This window comes from Pseudomonas sp. Irchel 3A7, from assembly GCF_900187565.1.
Lineage (GTDB): Bacteria > Pseudomonadota > Gammaproteobacteria > Pseudomonadales > Pseudomonadaceae > Aquipseudomonas.
This window is the reverse complement of sequence record NZ_FYED01000016.1, coordinates 103507-122022: the sequence shown is the minus strand read 5'-3', so window position 1 is coordinate 122022 and position 18516 is coordinate 103507. Positions and strand designations below refer to the sequence as shown.

Sequence of the window (18516 nt, the reverse complement as noted above, 5' to 3'; positions counted from 1 at the left end):
CATGGAGTGTAGTTAGTTGACTGATGGCAGGCTTGAAGGGGATCAGAGGGGCTTAGAGCCGGGTTGAATGAAGAAACCAGGTCTGATTCGGGCTGATTTGTTGACTTTTAGGGCCTCTTCGCGGGCAAGCCCGCTCCCACAGGGATCGGTGGCGCTCACAAAACCTGTGGGAGCGGGCTTGCCCGCGATAGCTATTTATCAGGCGCCAGAGATGATCAGTGCAGACGCTTGCGACACATCAACTGCGCCATTTTCGCCGTGTCCGGCCGCTCGACGATGCCTTTTTCAGTGACGATGGCATCGATCAGATCCGCAGGCGTCACGTCGAACACCGGGTTGAACGCATCGACCTCAGCCCCGACCCGCTTGCCGCCGACCTCAAGCAACTCACGGCCATCGCGCTCTTCGATCGGAATGTCGTCGCCGCTGGCCAGGTTCATGTCGATGGTTGAACTCGGCGCCACCACCATGAAACGCACACCGTGGTGCATGGCGTTGACCGCCAATTGATAGGTGCCGATCTTGTTCGCCACGTCGCCATTGGCCGTGATCCGGTCCGCACCCACGATCACCCAGGTAATGCCCTTGGTTTTCATGATATGGGCCGCGGCGGAATCGGCATTGAGGGTCACCGGGATGCCTTCGTTGGCCAGCTCCCAGGCCGTCAGCCGTGAGCCTTGCAGCCATGGACGGGTTTCGTCAGCGTAGACACGCTCGACCATACCCTCGATGAACGCCCCGCGAATCACCCCCAGCGCCGTACCGAAGCCACCAGTGGCCAGCGCACCCGTGTTGCAATGGGTCAGGATCGCCTGGGCGTTGCCCTGATGCTTGCGGATCAGATCGACACCCAGTTGCGCCATGGTCAGGTTGGCTTCGCGATCACTTTCATGAATGGCGATGGCCTCGGCCTCCAGCACCGCCAGCGGATCGGCATTGCCTTTCAGGCGATCCAGCCGGTCATGCATGCGATTCAAGGCCCAGAACAGATTGACCGCAGTGGGGCGGGAATCGGCGAGCAGCGCGAAATCCTCCTCCAGCGCGGCGTACCAGTCGCCCCCTTCAGCAATCCGGGCGCGGGCTGCCAGCACGATGCCATAGGCCGCGCTGATGCCAATTGCCGGTGCGCCGCGCACCACCATCGAGCGAATTGCCTCGGCCACGCCAGCTGCGCTGGTGTAGGCAATCCAGGTTTCCTCGAACGGCAAAATACGCTGATCCAGCAGATACAGGGCACCATCACGCCAATCGATGGCCTTCACCTTCTCCGCAGCCAACAGTCGATCGCGCATCCCACACCCCGCACTCATGAACAAAAGCCGTCGATTATAGCGATCCCCCCGCGAAGACGCTCGGGTATACTTCGCCATCCTTTACAAAAGCACTGGAACCGCCCCTCGATGCCGAACACTGCCGCTGCGCTCGACCTGTTATTGCTGCCGACCTGGCTGGTACCCGTCGAACCCGCCGGCGTTGTCCTCAAGGACCATGGCCTGGGTATCCGCGACGGGCGCATTGTCTTTATCGGCCCACGCTCCGCCGCCCTGAAGCTTAACGCAAGCGAAGTCCGCGAACTGCCGAACACGCTGCTCAGTCCCGGGCTGATCAATGCCCACGGACACGCGGCAATGACCCTGTTCCGTGGCTTGGCCGATGATTTGCCCCTGATGACCTGGCTGGAAAACCATATCTGGCCGGCCGAGGCCAAATGGGTCGACGAGGATTTTGTACGCGACGGCACGGATCTGGCCATCGCCGAACAGCTCAAAGGTGGCATCACCTGCTTCTCTGACATGTACTTCTTCCCGAAGGTTGCCAGCGAGCGCGTACACAACAGCGGCATTCGTGCGCAGATCGCGATTCCGATCCTCGATTTCCCGATCCCCGGTGCCAGCTCGGCGGACGAAGCCATTCGTCAGGGCGTCGAGCTGTTTGGCGATCTCAAGCACCACGAACGCATCAAAGTTACCTTCGGCCCCCATGCACCCTACACCGTGGGCGATGAAAACCTGGAAAAAATCCGGGTGATCGCCGAAGAGCTTGACGCGTCTATTCACATGCACGTGCACGAAACCGCCTTCGAAGTGCAGCAAGCGGTCGAACAGCGTGGCGAGCGCCCACTGGCCCGCCTCGCTCGCCTGGGCATGCTGGGGCCGCGCTTCCAGGCGGTCCATATGACCCAGATCAGCGATGAAGACCTGGCTCTGCTGGTAGAAAGCAACACCAACGTGATTCATTGCCCGGAATCGAATCTGAAGCTCGCCAGCGGTTTCTGCCCGGTGGAGCGCTTGTGGCAGGCCGGGGTCAACGTCGCCGTGGGCACCGATGGCGCCGCCAGCAACAATGACCTGGACCTGCTCGGCGAAACCCGCACCGCTGCGCTGCTGGCCAAGGCCGTCGCCGGTTCGGCCACCGCCCTGGATGCCCATCGCGCGCTGCGCATGGCCACCCTCAACGGCGCACGCGCCCTGGGAATCGAGGCCGATGTCGGCTCGCTGGAAGTCGGCAAAGCCGCCGACATCGTGGCGTTCGACCTCTCCGGTCTGGCCCAGCAGCCGGTCTACGACCCGGTTTCGCAGCTTATATACGCCACGGGCCGGGACTGCGTGAAACACCTTTGGGTCGCCGGCAAGCAGTTGCTCGACGATCGTCGCCTGACACGCCTGGATGAACAACAGCTGGTCACCACCGCCAAGGCCTGGGGCCAACGCATCAGCGGCCGTACCGAATAGTAAGCCACTCCGGACTCAGCACCGGGGCGACAGGATTTTTCAAGTTTTTGAGGACTTAAACCATGAGCAACGTCGACTACGCCGAAATCGCCAAATTCGAAGCCCTGGCACATCGCTGGTGGGACCGCGAAAGCGAGTTCAAACCGCTGCACGACATCAACCCGCTGCGGGTCAACTGGATTGACGAACGCGTCAACCTGGCCGGCAAAAAAGTCCTCGACGTCGGCTGCGGCGGCGGCATCCTCAGCGAAGCCATGGCCCAGCGCGGCGCCACCGTCACCGGCATCGACATGGGCGAAGCGCCGCTGGCGGTCGCACAATTGCATCAGCTGGAATCCGGTGTGAATGTCGAATACCGGCAGATCACCGCCGAAGCCCTGGCCGAGGAAATGCCGGAGCAGTTCGACGTGGTCACCTGCCTCGAAATGCTTGAACACGTGCCAGATCCATCCTCGGTGATCCGCGCCTGCTTCCGCATGGTCAAGCCCGGCGGCCAGGTGTTTTTCTCCACCATCAACCGCAACCCGAAGGCGTACCTGTTCGCCATCGTCGGCGCCGAATACATCATGAAGCTGTTGCCCCGCGGCACCCATGACTTCAAGAAGTTCATCCGCCCTTCCGAACTCGGTGCCTGGAGCCGCATGGCCGGCCTGACCGTCAAGGACATCATCGGCCTGACCTACAACCCCTTGACCAAGCACTACAAACTGGCGGCCGACGTGGACGTCAACTACATGATCCAGACCCTGCGCGAGGAGTAAGCCGATGCGAATCAGAGCAGTTCTTTTCGACATGGACGGTACCCTGCTCGACACCGCGCCGGACTTCATCGCGATCTGCCAGGCGATGCGTGCCGACCGCGGCTTGCCGCCCATGAATGACAAACACATTCGTGATGAAATTTCCGGCGGCGCCAAGGCGATGGTCGCGGTGACCTTCGCCATGGACCCGGAATCGCCGGGCTTCGAGGAGCTGCGCCTGGAGTTCCTCGAGCGCTACCTCGTGGGCTGTGCAGTCCACAGCAAACTGTTCGACGGCATGGGTGAACTGCTGGCCGACATCGAGAAAGCCAACCTGATCTGGGGCGTGGTCACCAACAAGCCCCTGCGCTTTGCCGAGCCGATCATGCAACAGCTTGGGCTGGCCGAACGTTCGGCGCTGCTGATTTGCCCGGATCATGTGAAGAACAGCAAACCGGACCCGGAACCGCTGATCCTCGCCTGCAAGATGCTCGACCTCGACCCGGCCAGCGTGCTGTTCGTGGGCGACGACCTGCGCGATATCGAATCGGGCCGCGATGCCGGCACCCGGACCGCAGCCGTGACCTTCGGCTATATCCACCCGGATGATAATCCGCGGCATTGGGGTGCGGATGTGGTGGTCGATCACCCGCTGGAGTTGCGCAAGGTGCTTGATAGCGCGCTCTGTGGTTGCTGAGAGCCGGTTTCAGGTGCTGGGAATGTGGCGTGAATGCTGACGCCTTCGCGGGCAAGCCCGCTCCCACAGGGAACGGGTTGTTCACACATTTTGTATCCGCCACAAAAACCTGTGGGAGCGGGCTTGCCCGCGATCGGAAGCGCCGCGATCTGTCTTCTGTTTTGTGAGGTTTTTTATGTTTGATTATTCCGCTCGCCCCGACCTGCTCAATGGCCGGGTCATTCTCGTCACCGGCGCCGGTCGTGGCATCGGTGCAGCCGCCGCAAAAACCTATGCCGCCCACGGCGCGACCGTGCTGCTTTTGGGCAAGACCGAAGCCAACCTGATCCAGGTCTATGACGAAATCGAAGCCGCCGGCCACCCGCAACCGGCCGTGATCCCGTTCAACCTGGAAACCGCCCTGCCCCATCAATACGATGAGCTGGCCGCGATGATCGAGAGTGAATTCGGTCACCTCGACGGCCTGCTGCACAACGCCTCGATCATTGGTCCGCGCACACCGATCGAGCAGCTCTCCGGCGAGAATTTCATGCGGGTGATGCAAGTCAACGTCAACGCCATGTTCATGCTCACCAGCACCCTGTTGCCGCTGCTCAAGCTGTCCCAAGACGCCTCAGTGGTGTTCACCTCCAGCAGCGTCGGCCGCAAGGGTCGTGCGTACTGGGGCGCTTACGGCGTTTCCAAGTTCGCCACCGAAGGCCTGATGCAGACCCTGGCGGACGAAGTCGATACTGTGGCGCCGGTACGTTCCAACAGCATCAACCCGGGCGCGACCCGCACCAGCATGCGGGCCCAGGCCTATCCAGGGGAAAACCCGCTGAACAATCCGACACCCGAGGAGATCATGCCGGTCTACCTGTACCTGATGGGTCCGGACAGCACCGGTATCAACGGCCAGGCATTCAACGCCCAGTAATACCGTACGTCGCTTTTGTGCCGCGCCGACTTCTCGTCGCGGCATTTGAGCATCCTGTTCTTGTACAAAGCAGATTAAACTTGTACGAAATGTCCTACGGGACTGACGGACCAGTATGACGCGCAGCCCAAAGCCGCTCTCACCCAGCTTGTAAGACAGCCTTACTGCTCAAGGGCGCGCGCCATATGAAATCACCTTCCCAGACCAACGCAATTGACTTCGACAGCGCCAAATTGCAACGCCTGGGCTTTGGTCAGCAGCAACCGACTCTGGAACGGCCAGTCAGTCTTGCGCAACTGCGCCAGCAGCTGAGCATGCAGCTGCAAACCAGTCTGGAACCACAACGCATTCTCGGGCTTTTTTTCCGTGAGGTTCAGCGCCTCGTACCGCTTGATGCCTTGAGCTATGAGCACAAGAGCAGCGACCTGCGCCTGGAATTCGGCCAACGCGGTCACCACTCGATCAGCTACAGCCTCAGCCACGAAGGCGAACACTTGGGTGAGCTGGTGTTTCGTCGCAACCAGCGTTTCAGCGAGCAGGAACAGGGCAACCTCGAATCGCTGCTGGCCGCGCTGCTCTACCCGATGCGCAACACCCTGCTCTACCGCGCCGCGACCCAAAGTGCATTGCGCGATCCGCTGACAGACACCGGCAACCGCATCGCCATGGACCAGACGCTGCTGCGGGAAATCGAAGTCTCGCGGCGTCACCTGCACCCGTTGTCGCTGCTGATGCTGGACATCGATCACTTCAAGCAGATCAACGACACCCATGGGCACAGTGTCGGCGATGAAGTGCTTAAAGCGGTCGCCGCCTCGATCAAGCAACAGTTGCGCAACGTGGACATGGTGTTTCGTTTTGGCGGCGAAGAGTTTCTGATCGTACTGTCCAACACCAACCGCGAAGCAGCGGCCCTGGTCGGCGAGCGGCTGCGTCTTGCAGTGCAGACCGAGGAATTTGTGGCTGAGGGCCGTTCGATCGAACTGACCGTGAGCCTGGGTTGCTCGACCCTGCTGCCCGGCGAATCTGCCGAGAGCTTGTTGCGAAGGGCTGATAATGCGCTGTACGTCGCCAAGCGCGAGGGGCGTAATCGGTTGACGATGGCGGGTTGAGTTTCAAGTAACAGCACAAAACAGTGTGGGAGCGAGCCTGCTCGCGAATGGTCTTTCAATCAACATCATTGTTGAATGGCAGATCGCATTCGCGAGCAGGCTCGCTCCCACAGTTGTGTTACATGGAACCTGGATCAGCTCTCGGCCAATGCCAATCGCTCACGGACTACCGGCGTTCGCTCCGCGTACTCCAGTTGCATGCATCGCTCCAGAAACAGGTACATGTAGTCGTAGCTCTTGCACACGGCCTGACGCAATTCCACTTGCAGGGCCTTGCTCGGATTCATGCCTGCCAGCGTGCAGATGATTTCCAGCGCTTCCCAGGGATGGGCATCGTCATACTGGGCGTGCATCTTCAGCCATTTCATGGCGCGCTTGCGGTCTTCCTCGGGGAAGGATGCCGCGTACACACCATTGGAACAGACCAGCGCCGACCACTCGCCGGTCGCACCTTCAATGGCGTAGTTGGTGGCGGCAATGGCCACGATCAGCGAATCCGCCGAACTGGTGTGCCAGCACCAATGACTCAAGGCATGAAGCTCCGGAGCCACCTGTTGCGCTTGCAGATCTTCCAGGCTGACACCGTGAGCGCGACTCCAGTGCAGCCAGTAATCGGCATGGTTCAATTCGACGCGAATGTTGCGCATCAGCCAGCGACGCGCCATGTCTTCGCCCGGATGACGGGCAAAACGGGTCTTGGTCAGGTTTTGTGCCATATATAACGCGAACTGTTCGACCACCGGCCAGCCACCTATCAGGTACTGACGCATGGTCTTTGCACTGAGCTTGTTGTCACGCATGCGCTGATACAGTTCGTGTTCGACAACCCGGCGCTTGCTCTCGCTGCAATCCTGAATCAGGCGCTGGGCCCAGGCAGGATAACTTGCAGCTTCCATGAGGGGTCCGGTTCGGTTGAATGTGTCGATCACTGTCGAGCTCCTTTTGATTGTGATTGTTAGATCAGCGAAAGATTTCAACGGAACGTGCCAGGGGCCTTGAACAACAAAGGCTGGGGCCTGGCAGGACGACTTTGCAGGCTGTCAAAGGTAAACAATTGCGGGCGTTCTATGACATACCCTTGAGCGTAATCCACCCCGATCTCCAGCAATGCCTGCTCGATCTGAGGCGTCTCGACAAACTCGGCAATCGTACGTTTACCCATGACATGACCGATGTGATTGATCACTTCGACCATGGCGCGGTTAACCGGGTCGTCCAGCATATCCTTTACGAAACTCCCGTCGATCTTCAGGAAGTCTACAGGCAAATGTTTCAGATACGCGAATGAAGACATACCGGCGCAAAAGTCATCCAGTGAAAAAAGGCATCCCAAACCTTTGAGTTCATTGATAAAACGAATTGCACTGCCAAGATTGGAAATTGCACTGGTTTCGGTGATTTCAAAACAAATCATTTCAGGCGGAATGGAATAAGTAACGAACTGTTCCCGCAGGAAGTCCAGAAACGCCTCATCACCGATGGTCGTGCCTGACAGATTGATCGCACACATGGCCAGCGGCCCCTGACGTGTCTCGGCGCGGCATTGGGCAATGATCTTGAAAACGTTCTGCACCACCCAGCGATCAAGGGATGTCATCAAACCGTAGCGTTCGGCGGCCGGGATGAAACTGTCGGGAAGAATCATGCGGCCGGCTTCATCATGCAGGCGCAACAGGATTTCGATATGCCCACTGCCCGGCTCGGTATGACCAAGGGGCGCGATTTCCTGGGCATACAGACAGAAGCGATCCTCTTCCAGCGCCATGTGCAGACGCTGCACCCAGGCCATTTCACCGAAGCGCAAGGACAGCTCCGAATCGTCGGGGTGATAGACCTGAACCCGGTTACGGCCTTTTTCCTTGGCCATGTAGCAGGCCATGTCGGCGGCGCGCAACGAAGCTTCGAGGGTGGTCGGATTGTGCGCGACATGCACCAGACCGATGCTCACGGTGGTCACGAAAGGCCGGCCCTTCCATACGAAATGCAGGTTTTGCACCGTCTGCCGCAACCCCTCGGCAATTTTCTCCGCCGCTTCCGGCCCACAGTTCTCCAGCAAAATGCCGAACTCGTCGCCGCCGAGCCGGGCCAGGGTATCGCCTTCGCGCAGACCGGACTGCAGCAGTGCACAAATGTGCCGCAGCAACTCGTCACCCGCTGCATGGCCACAGGTATCGTTGACCAGTTTGAACTGATCCAGGTCGAGGAACATCAGGGCATGCCGCCCCGACTGCCGCGTCAGATTGTGCAGCGCCTGTTCCAGGCGATATTCGAATTCGCGGCGGTTGGCCAGACCGGTCAAGGCGTCATGGGTGGCTTGCCAGGACAGATTGGCAATGTATTGCCGCTCCTGGGTCATGTCGTGCAACACCAGTACCGTGCCGCTGACCTTGCCGGCATTGCGGATCGGCGCGCCGACCAGCGTTACCGAGACCGTGCTGCCATCCAGGCGTTGAATCAGTTTTGAATGCTCGCTGCCGCCGCTGAGCTGACCGCTCAGTATGCGTTCGATCAGGGTGAAACCATCGGTCTGCGCGTTGTCGTCCAACAGATTGAACAGCGCCGCCAATGGCAAACCGGTCGCCTGTTCCGCCTTCCAGTGAGTCAACGCCTCGGCAGCCGGGTTCATGTAGGCGATGGCGCCATCCACATCGGTAGTAATCACCCCGTCACCGATCGATTGCAGGGTGATCTGTGCCCGGTCTTTTTCCAATTGCAGGGCGTCGGCAAAGGCGTGGCGTTGCTTGAGCAGTTTATGGGTACGCATCAAGGCCAATGCGATCAAGCCCAGGGCCGTGGCCAGGTTGATCGCCAGCAACAGGCGAAGAATCACCCGTGACCCCTCTCCCAAGGCATCACTGAAGGCTTTTGCCGCCGGGGTGACTTCATCGTTGATCGCGAAAATCTGCGCCTTCCAACGCTGGATGTCGGTATCGGAAGCCGGGCTGGCGGTGATGTGCCGGTGCATGTCGCGGGCAACGTCATCGAGCTGGACCAGATACGCGTCACCCACCGTCCAGAGGTCGATGGCTTTCTCGAGGTAGCTGAAGTGCCGGAAATTCAGGTACAGCCAAATCAGGCTGGACACATCGTCCGGATGATTGCCGCCCTTGAGGATCGCTGCGCGTGCCTCTTCGATATTCGGCGGTTGGTGGTCCAGCGCCACACGCAACTCGTGACCGCCCTGGGGCACGGCAATGGCGTTCTGGTATTTGAGAAAAATCCCTTCATCGCCGCTGTCGGCGTAGAGATTGAGGTAATAGATGGCGTCTTTCTGGCCCTTGGACCACAGGCTTTCACCGGCAACGTAGCCACGGACCGCCGAAAGCACATAAAGGCTGACACCGCCCAGCAAGGCCTGAAACAGTACGACAGCGATAAATGGCCAGACGATGCCCAGCAACCGTGGCGTACCAAGAGTCCGCGTTTGATTCATGAGTTCCCTTGCATTAGCACTGCTTGATCGTCATCCGGACGAAATCGCTACCGCAAGACTAGGGGGCGATCCCGGTTCCGGCAAGCGGCAGATCTCATTGCAGTACAAACGCCAGGCCTGTATATGCACCGCCAACGCCGTATCGAGGCCGTGGTGAAAATGCCCTGAACATCCCTTGGCATTGATCTAGTGCTGCTGCAAATGCCCATAAAGCTTGGCGTACAAACCACCATCGGCAATGAGTTGCTGATGGTCGCCATCTTCGGCAACTTGTCCACCGTCGAACACCAGCACCCGGTCCGCCTGTTTAACCGCTGACAGTCGATGGGCAATGATCAACGTGGTGCGGTGACTCAGGAACCGCGCCAAGGCCTGGTGCAGGTTGTATTCGGTGGCGGCGTCCAGTGCTGACGTGGCCTCGTCGAGGATCACCACTTTAGGGTCGGCCAGCACCATCCGCGCGATCGCCAGGCGTTGCCGCTGGCCGCCGGACAAACGCACGCCGGAACGCCCGACGATGCTGTCCAGGCCGTTGGGCAATTCACGAATCGTGGCGTGCAGTTGGGCGATTTCCAGCGCCTGCCAGCAAGCCTCGTCGCTGCGTTCGCGGCCCATGGTCAGGTTGGCACGCACGGTGTCGTTGAACAGCGCCGGGTGCTGAAGGACCACGGCGACGTTTTCACGAACGGTTTCCAGACCGATCTCCTGCTGGGTCGAGCCGCCGAAGCGGATGGTCCCGGCCAATGGCGTGTACAAACCCAGCAACAACTGCACCAGCGTGCTCTTGCCACCGCCGCTGGCGCCGACAATCGCGACTTTTTCACCGGGGGCGATGGACAGGTTCATCTGGTTCAGCACCAACTCGTCGCCGTAACCGAAACTCAGGCCCTGAACCTCGATACCCACAGTCTCGCGGCCGTTGAACGGGTCGACGCCATTGGGGTACTCAGGCTCATCGGCGCGGGACAACAGCTCGTTGATTCGCGACAGCGCACCGCCGGCGGCGTAATAGGCGTATTGCAGGTTCAGCAGTTGTTCCACCGGGCCGATCATGAACCACAGGTAGCTGAACACCGCGAGCATCTGGCCGATGGAGAGGTCGGAAAACAGCACGGTGAGCATGGCGGCGGCGCGAAAAATATCGATGCCGAACTGGAACAGCAAACCGCTGGCACGGTTCGAGGCGTCGGTTTTCCATTGCGAACTGACCGCGTAATCGCGAACTTCCCTGGCGCGCAGCCCCAATCGTCCGAGGAAAAAACCCTGACGGTTGCCGGCGCGGACTTCCTGGATCGCGTCCAGGGTTTCGGTCAATGCCTGGGTGAAGCGCGAGGTGCTGTCGTTCTCGAGCTTCTTCAGGTGCTTGACCTTTTTGCCCAACTGCACCGTGGCGTAGATCACCAGCGGGTTGAACAACAGAATCAGCAGCGCCAGTTTCCAGTGCATCCACATCAGAATCCCTGCGGTGCCAACCAGTGTCAGCATGGCCACGAGGAAGCGACTGAGGGTTTCGCCGACGAATTTGTCCAGGGTATCGAGGTCAGTCACCAGGTGCGTGGTCACCGTCCCGCTGCCCAGGCTTTCGTATTCCCCCAGCGAGATGCGCTTGAGACGTTCGATCAGGCGGATACGAATGCGGTACACGATGTCCTTGGCCAGGGCGGCGAACAACCGCGCCTGCACCACGTTGAACAGCAACGCCGCGCAACGCAGGGCCAGGGTCACCAGCAGCATCAGGCCGATATAGCCCGCGGCCTTTTGCCAGACCTCGGGGAGTGCGAGGTTCATGATTTTCAGCGCGGCGTCACCGTGCCCCAGCAGCACTTCATCCACCAGTAACGGCAGGAGTAACGGGATCGGTACGCTGCACAGGGTCGCCAGCACGGCCACACCATTGGCGATCCACAGGGATTTCTTGTGATGAAGCGCCAGTCGGCGGATTTCCGCCCAGCTCAGCCGATCGACATGTTTTGCGGTTGCGACATCGTCGGGCAGGTCATGCACAGGCAGCGCGCTCCAGCCAGCGGCCGAGCAACGGAGACAGCACACTGAGCGGTTGATAGCCATTGGTCAGCAGTGCCAATTGACCATTGCGCTCAGCCAGCAAGGTGGGGAAACCGGCAATGCCCAGATCCTGGACCCAGGTGAAATCGGCTGCCGTTGCGGTGTGCATATCGGCACGGTCGAACGCGGCGGCGAATTCGATGCGCGGCAGACCGGCCTGTTCCGCCAATTCCACCAGAACGCTGGCGCGGGTCACGTCGCGGCCTTCGGCATAAAACGCATGTTGAATCAGCCCGAGCAGCTTCCATGCACAATCCGGCGCCAGGCTGCGTGCCGTCACCAGCGCCCGGCAGGCTGGCTCGGTGTCGTAGACAAATCCATCGGGCAACGCACCGTCCAGTTTGAACGGCTGGCCGGTGGCCTCGGTGACCGCCTGCCAGTGCTCAAGGATGTAGCGCCGGGTCGACGGTTCCAGTGCCGAGCCGCTGCCGGTGCGCAAACCGCCCACCACCAGATGCACGTCCACACCCGCGGCTGCCGCCTGCTCGACCAACGCGTTGGCTACCGGAGCAAAGCCCCAGCACCAGGAGCACATCGGGTCCATTACGTAGAGCAGGCGGGCAGTCGTCATGGTGTTCAGGCCTCGGAGGATACTTGCTTGTAGTTGTAGCCGATCGGGTGAGGCATGTTGCGAGCCTTGGCCAGTTCGATCTGCTTTTGCCGATCGATGGCGCTGCGGCGGGTTTTCTCGCTCAGCGTGTCCCAGCAATGCGGGCAACTGATGCCGGCCACGTAATGCTCGGAGGCGCGATCTTCGACACTGACCGGTGTGCGGCAGGCATGACATTGATCGTAGTCGCCTTCGCTCAGGTCGTGGCGAACCGTCACGCGGTTATCGAACACGAAGCAGTCGCCCTGCCACTTGGTTTCTTCCTGAGGCACTTCTTCGAGGTACTTCAGGATGCCACCCTTGAGGTGGTAGACCTCATCGAAGCCTTCGCTGAGCATGTAGCTCGATGCCTTTTCGCAACGAATGCCGCCGGTGCAGAACATGGCGACCTTCTTGTGTACGGCCGGGTCGAAATTGGCTTTGATGTAGTCGGGAAATTCGCGAAAACTGGTGGTTTTCGGATCGATCGCGCCTTCGAAGGTGCCGATCGACACTTCATAGTCGTTGCGGGTATCGATCAACAGGACTTGCGGATCGCTGATCAGCGCGTTCCAGTCCTGCGGATCCACGTAGGTGCCGACCTTTTTGTTCGGGTCCACGCCTTCAACGCCGAGGGTCACGATTTCTTTCTTGAGTTTGACCTTGGTGCGGTAGAACGGCTGCTCGTCGCAGTACGACTCTTTGTGGTCGATGTCGTCCATACGCGGGTCGTTCTTGAGCCAGGCCAACAGTCCGTCGATGCCTTCGCGGCTGCCGGACACGGTGCCGTTGATGCCTTCTTCGGCGATCAGCAGCGTGCCTTTGATGCCGTTGTCGACCATCGCTTGCAACAGTGGCTCGCGCAGGGCGACGTAATCTTCCAGGGTGACGAACTTATACAGTGCCGCCACGACAATCTGTTGTGTCATGGGTAAATCTCCAGGTGGCTACCCTCGTAAGGGGTGAACCGGATGCGAAAAAAAACGCGCCGGGTAAGCGGCGCGTTTCGCATTCTATCAAAAACCCTGCAATTTTAGGACTGCAAGATGCCGTTGTGGCGAGGGAGCTTGCTCCCGCTCGGCTGCGAAGCAGTCGTAAGGCTTGGGAGCGCTTCGCACTCCAGCGGGAGCAAGCTCCCTCGCCACAACAGCCGGTCAAGCTAGTGCTTGCTGCCGCCGGCACAGGTCGGCGAGGCAGGAGCCGCTTCGATCTGCGCCCATTCCTCCGGCGTGTAGGTATGCAGCGCCAACGCATGGAACTCGCCCATCAGCTCGCCGAGTGTGCCGTAGACTTTCTGGTGACGCTTGACGCGATTGAGCCCTTCGAACTGCTGGCTGACCACCACGGCCTTGAAGTGGGTCTGCAACCCGCGACTGTGCATATGGCTTTCATCCAGCACTTGCAGATGCTCGGGCTGCAGCAGGCCCAACGTCGATTCGATGCGTTGTTGCATGGTCATACCAAACTCCGCTTAAGGCTTTTTCTTGGCTGGCGCTGCTGCGTCTTTCGGCGTCAGCTCGGCCGTCATGTCAGCCAGCAGCTTGTTGACCACGGGCACTGCGCTTTCGAGTTTGGCCTGGGTCATCTGGGCCGATTGCTGAGTCAGCTGCGGCATTTTTTCCAGGACTTTCTTGCCCAGTGGCGACTTGTAGAACGCCACCAGGTCCTTGAGCTCGGATTCGGTGAAGTTGGTGGTGTAGAGCTTGACCATGTCCGGCTTCAGCTTGTTCCAGCCAATGGCCTGGTCGAGGGCGGCGTTGGCCTTGGCCTGGTAGGTTTCCAGGACAGCTTTTTTCGATTCCGGGGCTTTGGTTTGCTGGAAGCGCTGGGCGAACATTTGCTGTACTTGCATGTACACCGGAGTGCCCAGTTTGTCAGCATGTGCCAGGGTCAGGAAAGCCTCGGCACTGGCGTTGTGGCTGGCGGTGTCGGCAAGAACCTGGCCGCTGGCACAAACCAATGCAACCGCGGTACAGATGGCACGAAGACGAGTCATCGAGTTTCCTTTTCTAGCAGGCGAGGTAAAACCCCAAGGACGTCCATTCTGCGCCTAAAAAAGTGTGTCACTCAACCCCAAGCCTTGTCGCGCCTGATTTAGAGGGGTTCAATGGACAGAATCGAGACTGATGGAACCCCGGCCGTCGATCACGGCCTAAACTGCGCAATCAGACCTACAGGAGTGTGACCGATGAGCCGTATCGAAACCGACAGCCTTGGCCAGGTTGAAGTCCCGGATGAGGCCTACTGGGGTGCTCAGACACAACGCTCGCTGGTCAACTTTGCCATCGGCAACGAACGTATGCCGCTGGCGGTTCTGCACGCTCTTGCGCTGATCAAGAAAGCCGCGGCACGGGTCAACGACCGCAATGGCGACCTGCCCGCCGATATCGCCCGCCTAATCGAACAGGCCGCCGACGAAGTGCTCGACGGCAATCACGACGACCAGTTTCCGCTGGTGGTCTGGCAAACCGGCAGCGGCACCCAGAGCAACATGAACGTCAACGAAGTGATCGCCGGTCGCGCCAACGAACTGGCCGGCAACCCGCGTGGCGGCAAGTCCCCGGTGCACCCCAACGATCACGTCAATCGCTCCCAGAGTTCCAACGACTGCTTCCCCACCGCCATGCACATCGCCGCGGCCCAGGCGGTGCAGCAGCAATTGCTGCCGGCCATCGCCGAGCTGTCCGGCGGCATTGCCGAACTGTCGGCACGCCACATGAAACTGGTGAAAACCGGCCGTACCCACATGATGGACGCCACACCGATCACCTTCGGCCAGGAACTTTCCGGGTTCATAGCGCAACTCGATTACGCCGAACGGGCGATCCGCAGTGCCCTGCCGGCAGTTTGCGAACTGGCTCAGGGTGGCACCGCCGTGGGCACCGGACTGAACTCGCCGCACGGCTTTGGTGAAGCGATCGCTGCGGAGCTGGCAGCGCTATCCGGCCTGCCTTTCGTCACCGCCCCGAACAAGTTTGCCGCGCTGGCCGGCCACGAGCCGCTGACCACACTCTCCGGCGCGCTGAAAACCCTCGCCGTGGCCCTGATGAAAATCGCCAACGACCTGCGCCTGCTCGGCTCCGGCCCGCGCGCCGGTTTCGCCGAAGTGAAACTGCCGGCCAACGAACCGGGCAGTTCGATCATGCCCGGCAAGGTCAACCCGACCCAGTGCGAAGCGCTGTCGATGCTGGCCTGCCAGGTCCTGGGCAACGACGTCACCATCGGTTTCGCCGCGAGCCAGGGGCACTTGCAATTGAACGTGTTCAAACCGGTGATCATCCACAACCTGCTGCAATCGATCCGGCTGCTGGCCGATGGCTGCAGCAACTTCCAGCAGCACTGTATCGCCGGCCTTGAGCCGGACGCCGGGCAAATGGCTGCGCATCTGGAACGCGGCTTGATGCTGGTGACGGCGCTGAACCCGCACATCGGCTATGACAAATCGGCGGAGATTGCCAAGAAGGCTTACAGCGAAGGGCTGACGTTGCGGGAGGCGGCGTTGCAGCTGGGGTATCTGACCGATGAACAGTTTGATGCGTGGGTGCGGCCGGAGAATATGCTGGAGGCTGGGGCCAAGGGCTGAGATTTATAGCGCCTGATACTCCGTCTTCGCGAGCAGGCTCGCTCCCACATTTAACTGTTGTGGGAGCGAGCCTGCTCGCGAAAAACGATGACACGGTCTAACTGGCGGCCATCCGCACTTTCCGCGCCTTCAACCCGGCAATCAACGACGGCCCCAACGCCACCAGCGCCGACCCCAGCACCACCAACACCGCCCCGCCATACCCCAGGCCGTTGATCGTCTCGGCATGCACATATTCCGGCCACCACCAGGCCGCCAGCGCCACGGCGCCAAAGGTCACCAACGGCGTAATCGCCAGCGTTGCGCTGACCCGCGAGGCTTCCCAATGGGCCAGGGCTTCGGCAAATGCGCCGTAGGCAATCAGGGTGTTCATGCAGCACGCCAGCAGCAGCCAGCCTTGCAACGGGTTCAGTTGCAGCGCTTCCAGCGGATGTACCCACGGCGTCAGCAACAGTCCGCAAAACAGGTAGATCACCATCATCACCTGCAGCGAATTCCACACCGTCAGCAATTGCTTTTGCCCCAAGGCATAAAAGGTCCAGACCGTGGACGCGAACAACACCAGCAACACACCGGCGGTGTAGTCGGTCAACGAGGTGAGCAACTCACTCAGACGCTGATTGAAAAACAGGGCAAAGCCGATCAGCAGGACCAGCAAGCCAATCCCCTGCCCCAGGCTGAAACGCTCCTTGAACACAAACACGCTGGCAATCAGCAACATGATCGGGCCCATCTGCACCACCAATTGTGCGGTCCCGGGGCTGAGCAGATTCAGGCCCATCAGATACAGCACGTAGTTGCCCACCAGGCCGAGTACCGCCATCAACACCAGCCAGCCGCCGCGCGGCCCCAGCACTTTGCGACTCGGCAGACGCCTGGTTGCCGCCAGGTAAATGAACAGGCAGCCACCGGAGACCATCAGGCGAAACCAGGTCACCGTGACAGGGTCCATCACCAGCAATACCTGTTTGAGTTTGATCGGCAGGATTCCCCACAGCAACGCAGTCAACAAGGCCAGGAGCAGACCGTAAACCCAGCGACCGGATGAAATGTGCATGCGAACCCCAAAGCCAAGTGTCTAGATCCGTCATTCTAGGCGCACTACCGTGTGGCACACAGGGACAGTTTGCGTCGGGCCGCGAATGAAACTGTGCAGGTCGCAAGGAAGTTGTATTTCCGCACTCGGGAAAACACGCTGGAGGGACCGTTTGGGCGGGAAGTCCGGACTTATATCAAGCGGGTGCAGTCTTTGAGTATGAATAGATAGACCGAGTCGCTGCCTTCGCGAGCAGGCTCGCTCCCACAGGATCCATGTGGGAGCGAGCCTGCTCGCGAAAGCTATCTATCAGTCAATGCAAAACCCAAGGTGTTTAGCGCACCGCCTCAAACAACCCGGTAGCCCCCATTCCGCCCCCCACGCACATGGTCACGATGCCGTACCGCAGATTGCGCCGCTGCAACTCGCGAACGATGTGCCCGACCTGACGCGAACCGGTCATGCCGAATGGGTGGCCGATGGAAATCGAGCCGCCATTGACGTTGTACTTGTCGTTATCGATCTCCAACCGATTACGCGCATACAGGCACTGCGAGGCGAATGCTTCGTTGAGCTCCCACAAATCGATGTCGCCGATCTGCAAGCCCTTGGCCTTGAGCAGCTTCGGCACTGAGAACACCGGGCCGATGCCCATTTCATCCGGCTCGCACCCCGCCACGGTGAATCCGCGGAAGAACGCCTTGGGCTTCAAGCCCAGCGCCAGGGCTTTTTCCAGGCTCATCACCAGGGTCATGGAAGCACCGTCGGACAGCTGCGAAGAGTTGCCGGCGGTGACCGAGCCGTCTTCAGCAAAAACCGGCTTCAATCCGGCCAGGCTTTGCAGCGTGGTGTCGGGGCGGTTGCAGTCATCGCGATCGACAATGCCCTCAAGGATCTGCACCTGACCGGTGGCTTTGTCTTCAACGCGGTATTTCACCGCCATCGGCACGATTTCATCGTCGAACAACCGGTCAGCCTGCGCCTGGGCGGTGCGTTGCTGGCTTTGCAGGGCGTAGAGATCCTGTGCTTCGCGGCTGACGTCGTAGCGACGCGCGACGATTTCGGCCGTCTGCCCCATCGGGAAGTAGATGCCCGGCACCTGCTCCTTGAGCAGCGGGTTGATCAGGTGGTCGGTGTTGACGCTTTTCATGGTCAGGCTGATCGACTCGACACCGCCGGCGACGATGATGTCGCTGCAGCCCGAGGCGATCTGGTTGGCGGCGATGGCGATGGCCTGCAAGCCCGACGAGCAGAAGCGGTTGAGGGTCATGCCGGCGGTGCCGATGCCCAGGCCCGACAGTACCGCGACGTTGCGCCCGATGTTGTAACCCTGAGCGCCTTCGTTGGAGCCGGCGCCGACGATGCAGTCCTCGACGCTGGCCGGATCGATGCCGGTGCGCGCCAGCAAGGCGTCGACACAATGCGCCGCCATGTCGTCCGGACGGGTCATGTTGAACTTGCCGCGAAAGGATTTGGCCAGGCCGGTCCGCACGCTGTCGACGATCACCACTTCACGCATGGCATACCTCATTGTTGTTGTCGGTTAGGAATGGCCCGAGCATAAGCCCACTCAATTACCGACCGCGACAATCATTCACCCCGCGTATGCGTAAC

The 18516-nt window shown here is 60.2% G+C and carries 16 protein-coding genes; 6 read left to right on the top strand and 10 right to left on the bottom strand.

The features are described from left to right. Positions 1-215: 215 nt before the first annotated feature. Positions 216-1292 carry an S-methyl-5-thioribose-1-phosphate isomerase gene (mtnA, locus tag CKW21_RS24635; protein WP_095196487.1) on the bottom strand — a complete coding sequence of 359 codons (1077 nt, stop codon included), beginning with the start codon at positions 1290-1292 and terminating at the stop codon, positions 216-218. 108 nt (positions 1293-1400) lie between these two features. On the opposite strand from mtnA, the gene CKW21_RS24630 reads away from it, so the two are divergent. The 5 genes from CKW21_RS24630 (at position 1401) to CKW21_RS24610 (ending at position 6197) form a co-directional block, all read left to right on the top strand. Next, the gene (locus tag CKW21_RS24630) at positions 1401-2732 is read left to right on the top strand and encodes a TRZ/ATZ family hydrolase (protein WP_095196486.1); all 1332 of its coding nucleotides are present in this window, start codon (positions 1401-1403) and stop codon (positions 2730-2732) included. Positions 2733-2794: 62 nt separating this feature from the next. Further along, positions 2795-3493: a bifunctional 2-polyprenyl-6-hydroxyphenol methylase/3-demethylubiquinol 3-O-methyltransferase UbiG gene (gene ubiG / locus CKW21_RS24625; RefSeq protein ID WP_007973655.1), complete on the top strand. Its 699-nt coding sequence runs from the start codon at positions 2795-2797 to the stop codon at positions 3491-3493. Between the two features lie 4 nt (positions 3494-3497). After that, positions 3498-4169 (top strand): N-acetylmuramic acid 6-phosphate phosphatase MupP, encoded by a 672-nt coding sequence (gene mupP, locus CKW21_RS24620; protein WP_095196485.1) that lies wholly within the window; start codon positions 3498-3500, stop codon positions 4167-4169. Between the two features lie 175 nt (positions 4170-4344). Further along, positions 4345-5085 (top strand): YciK family oxidoreductase, encoded by a 741-nt coding sequence (locus tag CKW21_RS24615; RefSeq protein ID WP_095196484.1) that lies wholly within the window; start codon positions 4345-4347, stop codon positions 5083-5085. Positions 5086-5270: 185 nt separating this feature from the next. After that, a complete protein-coding gene (locus tag CKW21_RS24610) occupies positions 5271-6197 on the top strand; it encodes a GGDEF domain-containing protein (protein ID WP_095196483.1) in 927 nt (308 codons plus the stop codon). 134 nt (positions 6198-6331) lie between these two features. Here the strand turns inward: CKW21_RS24610 and CKW21_RS24605 are convergent, their stop codons facing one another. The 7 genes from CKW21_RS24605 to CKW21_RS24575 form a co-directional block, all read right to left on the bottom strand. Then, positions 6332-7093: a TenA family transcriptional regulator gene (locus tag CKW21_RS24605; RefSeq protein WP_371917547.1), complete on the bottom strand. Its 762-nt coding sequence runs from the start codon at positions 7091-7093 to the stop codon at positions 6332-6334. A gap of 77 nt (positions 7094-7170) precedes the next feature. After that, complete coding sequence (locus CKW21_RS24600; protein WP_095196481.1) at positions 7171-9630, bottom strand: EAL domain-containing protein; 2460 nt, start codon at positions 9628-9630, stop codon at positions 7171-7173. Between the two features lie 186 nt (positions 9631-9816). Then, a complete protein-coding gene (locus CKW21_RS24595) occupies positions 9817-11634 on the bottom strand; it encodes an ABC transporter ATP-binding protein (RefSeq protein WP_095196480.1) in 1818 nt (605 codons plus the stop codon). Continuing rightward, the gene (locus CKW21_RS24590) at positions 11627-12229 is read right to left on the bottom strand and encodes a DsbA family protein (RefSeq protein WP_170948723.1); all 603 of its coding nucleotides are present in this window, start codon (positions 12227-12229) and stop codon (positions 11627-11629) included. The genes CKW21_RS24595 and CKW21_RS24590 overlap by 8 nt, the downstream gene beginning before the upstream one ends. 41 nt (positions 12230-12270) lie before the next feature. Next, positions 12271-13212 carry a rhodanese-related sulfurtransferase gene (locus CKW21_RS24585; RefSeq protein WP_095196478.1) on the bottom strand — a complete coding sequence of 314 codons (942 nt, stop codon included), beginning with the start codon at positions 13210-13212 and terminating at the stop codon, positions 12271-12273. Between the two features lie 230 nt (positions 13213-13442). Then, positions 13443-13742: a BolA family transcriptional regulator gene (locus CKW21_RS24580; protein ID WP_095196477.1), complete on the bottom strand. Its 300-nt coding sequence runs from the start codon at positions 13740-13742 to the stop codon at positions 13443-13445. A gap of 12 nt (positions 13743-13754) precedes the next feature. Then, positions 13755-14279 carry a DUF2059 domain-containing protein gene (locus CKW21_RS24575; protein ID WP_095196476.1) on the bottom strand — a complete coding sequence of 175 codons (525 nt, stop codon included), beginning with the start codon at positions 14277-14279 and terminating at the stop codon, positions 13755-13757. A 192-nt stretch (positions 14280-14471) separates the two neighbouring features. Here CKW21_RS24575 and CKW21_RS24570 point away from each other — a divergent pair, with 192 nt between their 5' ends. Beyond that, a complete protein-coding gene (locus CKW21_RS24570) occupies positions 14472-15866 on the top strand; it encodes a class II fumarate hydratase (protein WP_095196475.1) in 1395 nt (464 codons plus the stop codon). Between the two features lie 97 nt (positions 15867-15963). On the opposite strand, the gene CKW21_RS24565 is transcribed toward CKW21_RS24570, so the two are convergent. Both CKW21_RS24565 and CKW21_RS24560 read right to left on the bottom strand, forming a co-directional pair. Continuing rightward, positions 15964-16923 (bottom strand): DMT family transporter, encoded by a 960-nt coding sequence (locus CKW21_RS24565; RefSeq protein ID WP_095196474.1) that lies wholly within the window; start codon positions 16921-16923, stop codon positions 15964-15966. Positions 16924-17236: 313 nt separating this feature from the next. After that, positions 17237-18421: a thiolase family protein gene (locus CKW21_RS24560; protein WP_095196473.1), complete on the bottom strand. Its 1185-nt coding sequence runs from the start codon at positions 18419-18421 to the stop codon at positions 17237-17239. Between the last annotated feature and the right edge of the window lie 95 nt (positions 18422-18516).

What these genes read in the sequence shown, in the direction of transcription:
- mtnA (WP_095196487.1), bottom strand. Translation starts at nt 1,292, where the DNA reads ATGCGCGATCGACTGTTGGCTGCGGAGAAGGTGAAGGCCATCGATTGG.
- CKW21_RS24630 (WP_095196486.1), top strand. Translation starts at nt 1,401, where the DNA reads ATGCCGAACACTGCCGCTGCGCTCGACCTGTTATTGCTGCCGACCTGG.
- ubiG (WP_007973655.1), top strand. Translation starts at nt 2,795, where the DNA reads ATGAGCAACGTCGACTACGCCGAAATCGCCAAATTCGAAGCCCTGGCA.
- mupP (WP_095196485.1), top strand. Translation starts at nt 3,498, where the DNA reads ATGCGAATCAGAGCAGTTCTTTTCGACATGGACGGTACCCTGCTCGAC.
- CKW21_RS24615 (WP_095196484.1), top strand. Translation starts at nt 4,345, where the DNA reads ATGTTTGATTATTCCGCTCGCCCCGACCTGCTCAATGGCCGGGTCATT.
- CKW21_RS24610 (WP_095196483.1), top strand. Translation starts at nt 5,271, where the DNA reads ATGAAATCACCTTCCCAGACCAACGCAATTGACTTCGACAGCGCCAAA.
- CKW21_RS24605 (WP_371917547.1), bottom strand. Translation starts at nt 7,093, where the DNA reads ATGGAAGCTGCAAGTTATCCTGCCTGGGCCCAGCGCCTGATTCAGGAT.
- CKW21_RS24600 (WP_095196481.1), bottom strand. Translation starts at nt 9,630, where the DNA reads ATGAATCAAACGCGGACTCTTGGTACGCCACGGTTGCTGGGCATCGTC.
- CKW21_RS24590 (WP_170948723.1), bottom strand. Translation starts at nt 12,229, where the DNA reads ATGTGCTCCTGGTGCTGGGGCTTTGCTCCGGTAGCCAACGCGTTGGTC.
- CKW21_RS24585 (WP_095196478.1), bottom strand. Translation starts at nt 13,212, where the DNA reads ATGACACAACAGATTGTCGTGGCGGCACTGTATAAGTTCGTCACCCTG.
- CKW21_RS24580 (WP_095196477.1), bottom strand. Translation starts at nt 13,742, where the DNA reads ATGACCATGCAACAACGCATCGAATCGACGTTGGGCCTGCTGCAGCCC.
- CKW21_RS24575 (WP_095196476.1), bottom strand. Translation starts at nt 14,279, where the DNA reads ATGACTCGTCTTCGTGCCATCTGTACCGCGGTTGCATTGGTTTGTGCC.
- CKW21_RS24570 (WP_095196475.1), top strand. Translation starts at nt 14,472, where the DNA reads ATGAGCCGTATCGAAACCGACAGCCTTGGCCAGGTTGAAGTCCCGGAT.
- CKW21_RS24565 (WP_095196474.1), bottom strand. Translation starts at nt 16,923, where the DNA reads ATGCACATTTCATCCGGTCGCTGGGTTTACGGTCTGCTCCTGGCCTTG.
- CKW21_RS24560 (WP_095196473.1), bottom strand. Translation starts at nt 18,421, where the DNA reads ATGCGTGAAGTGGTGATCGTCGACAGCGTGCGGACCGGCCTGGCCAAA.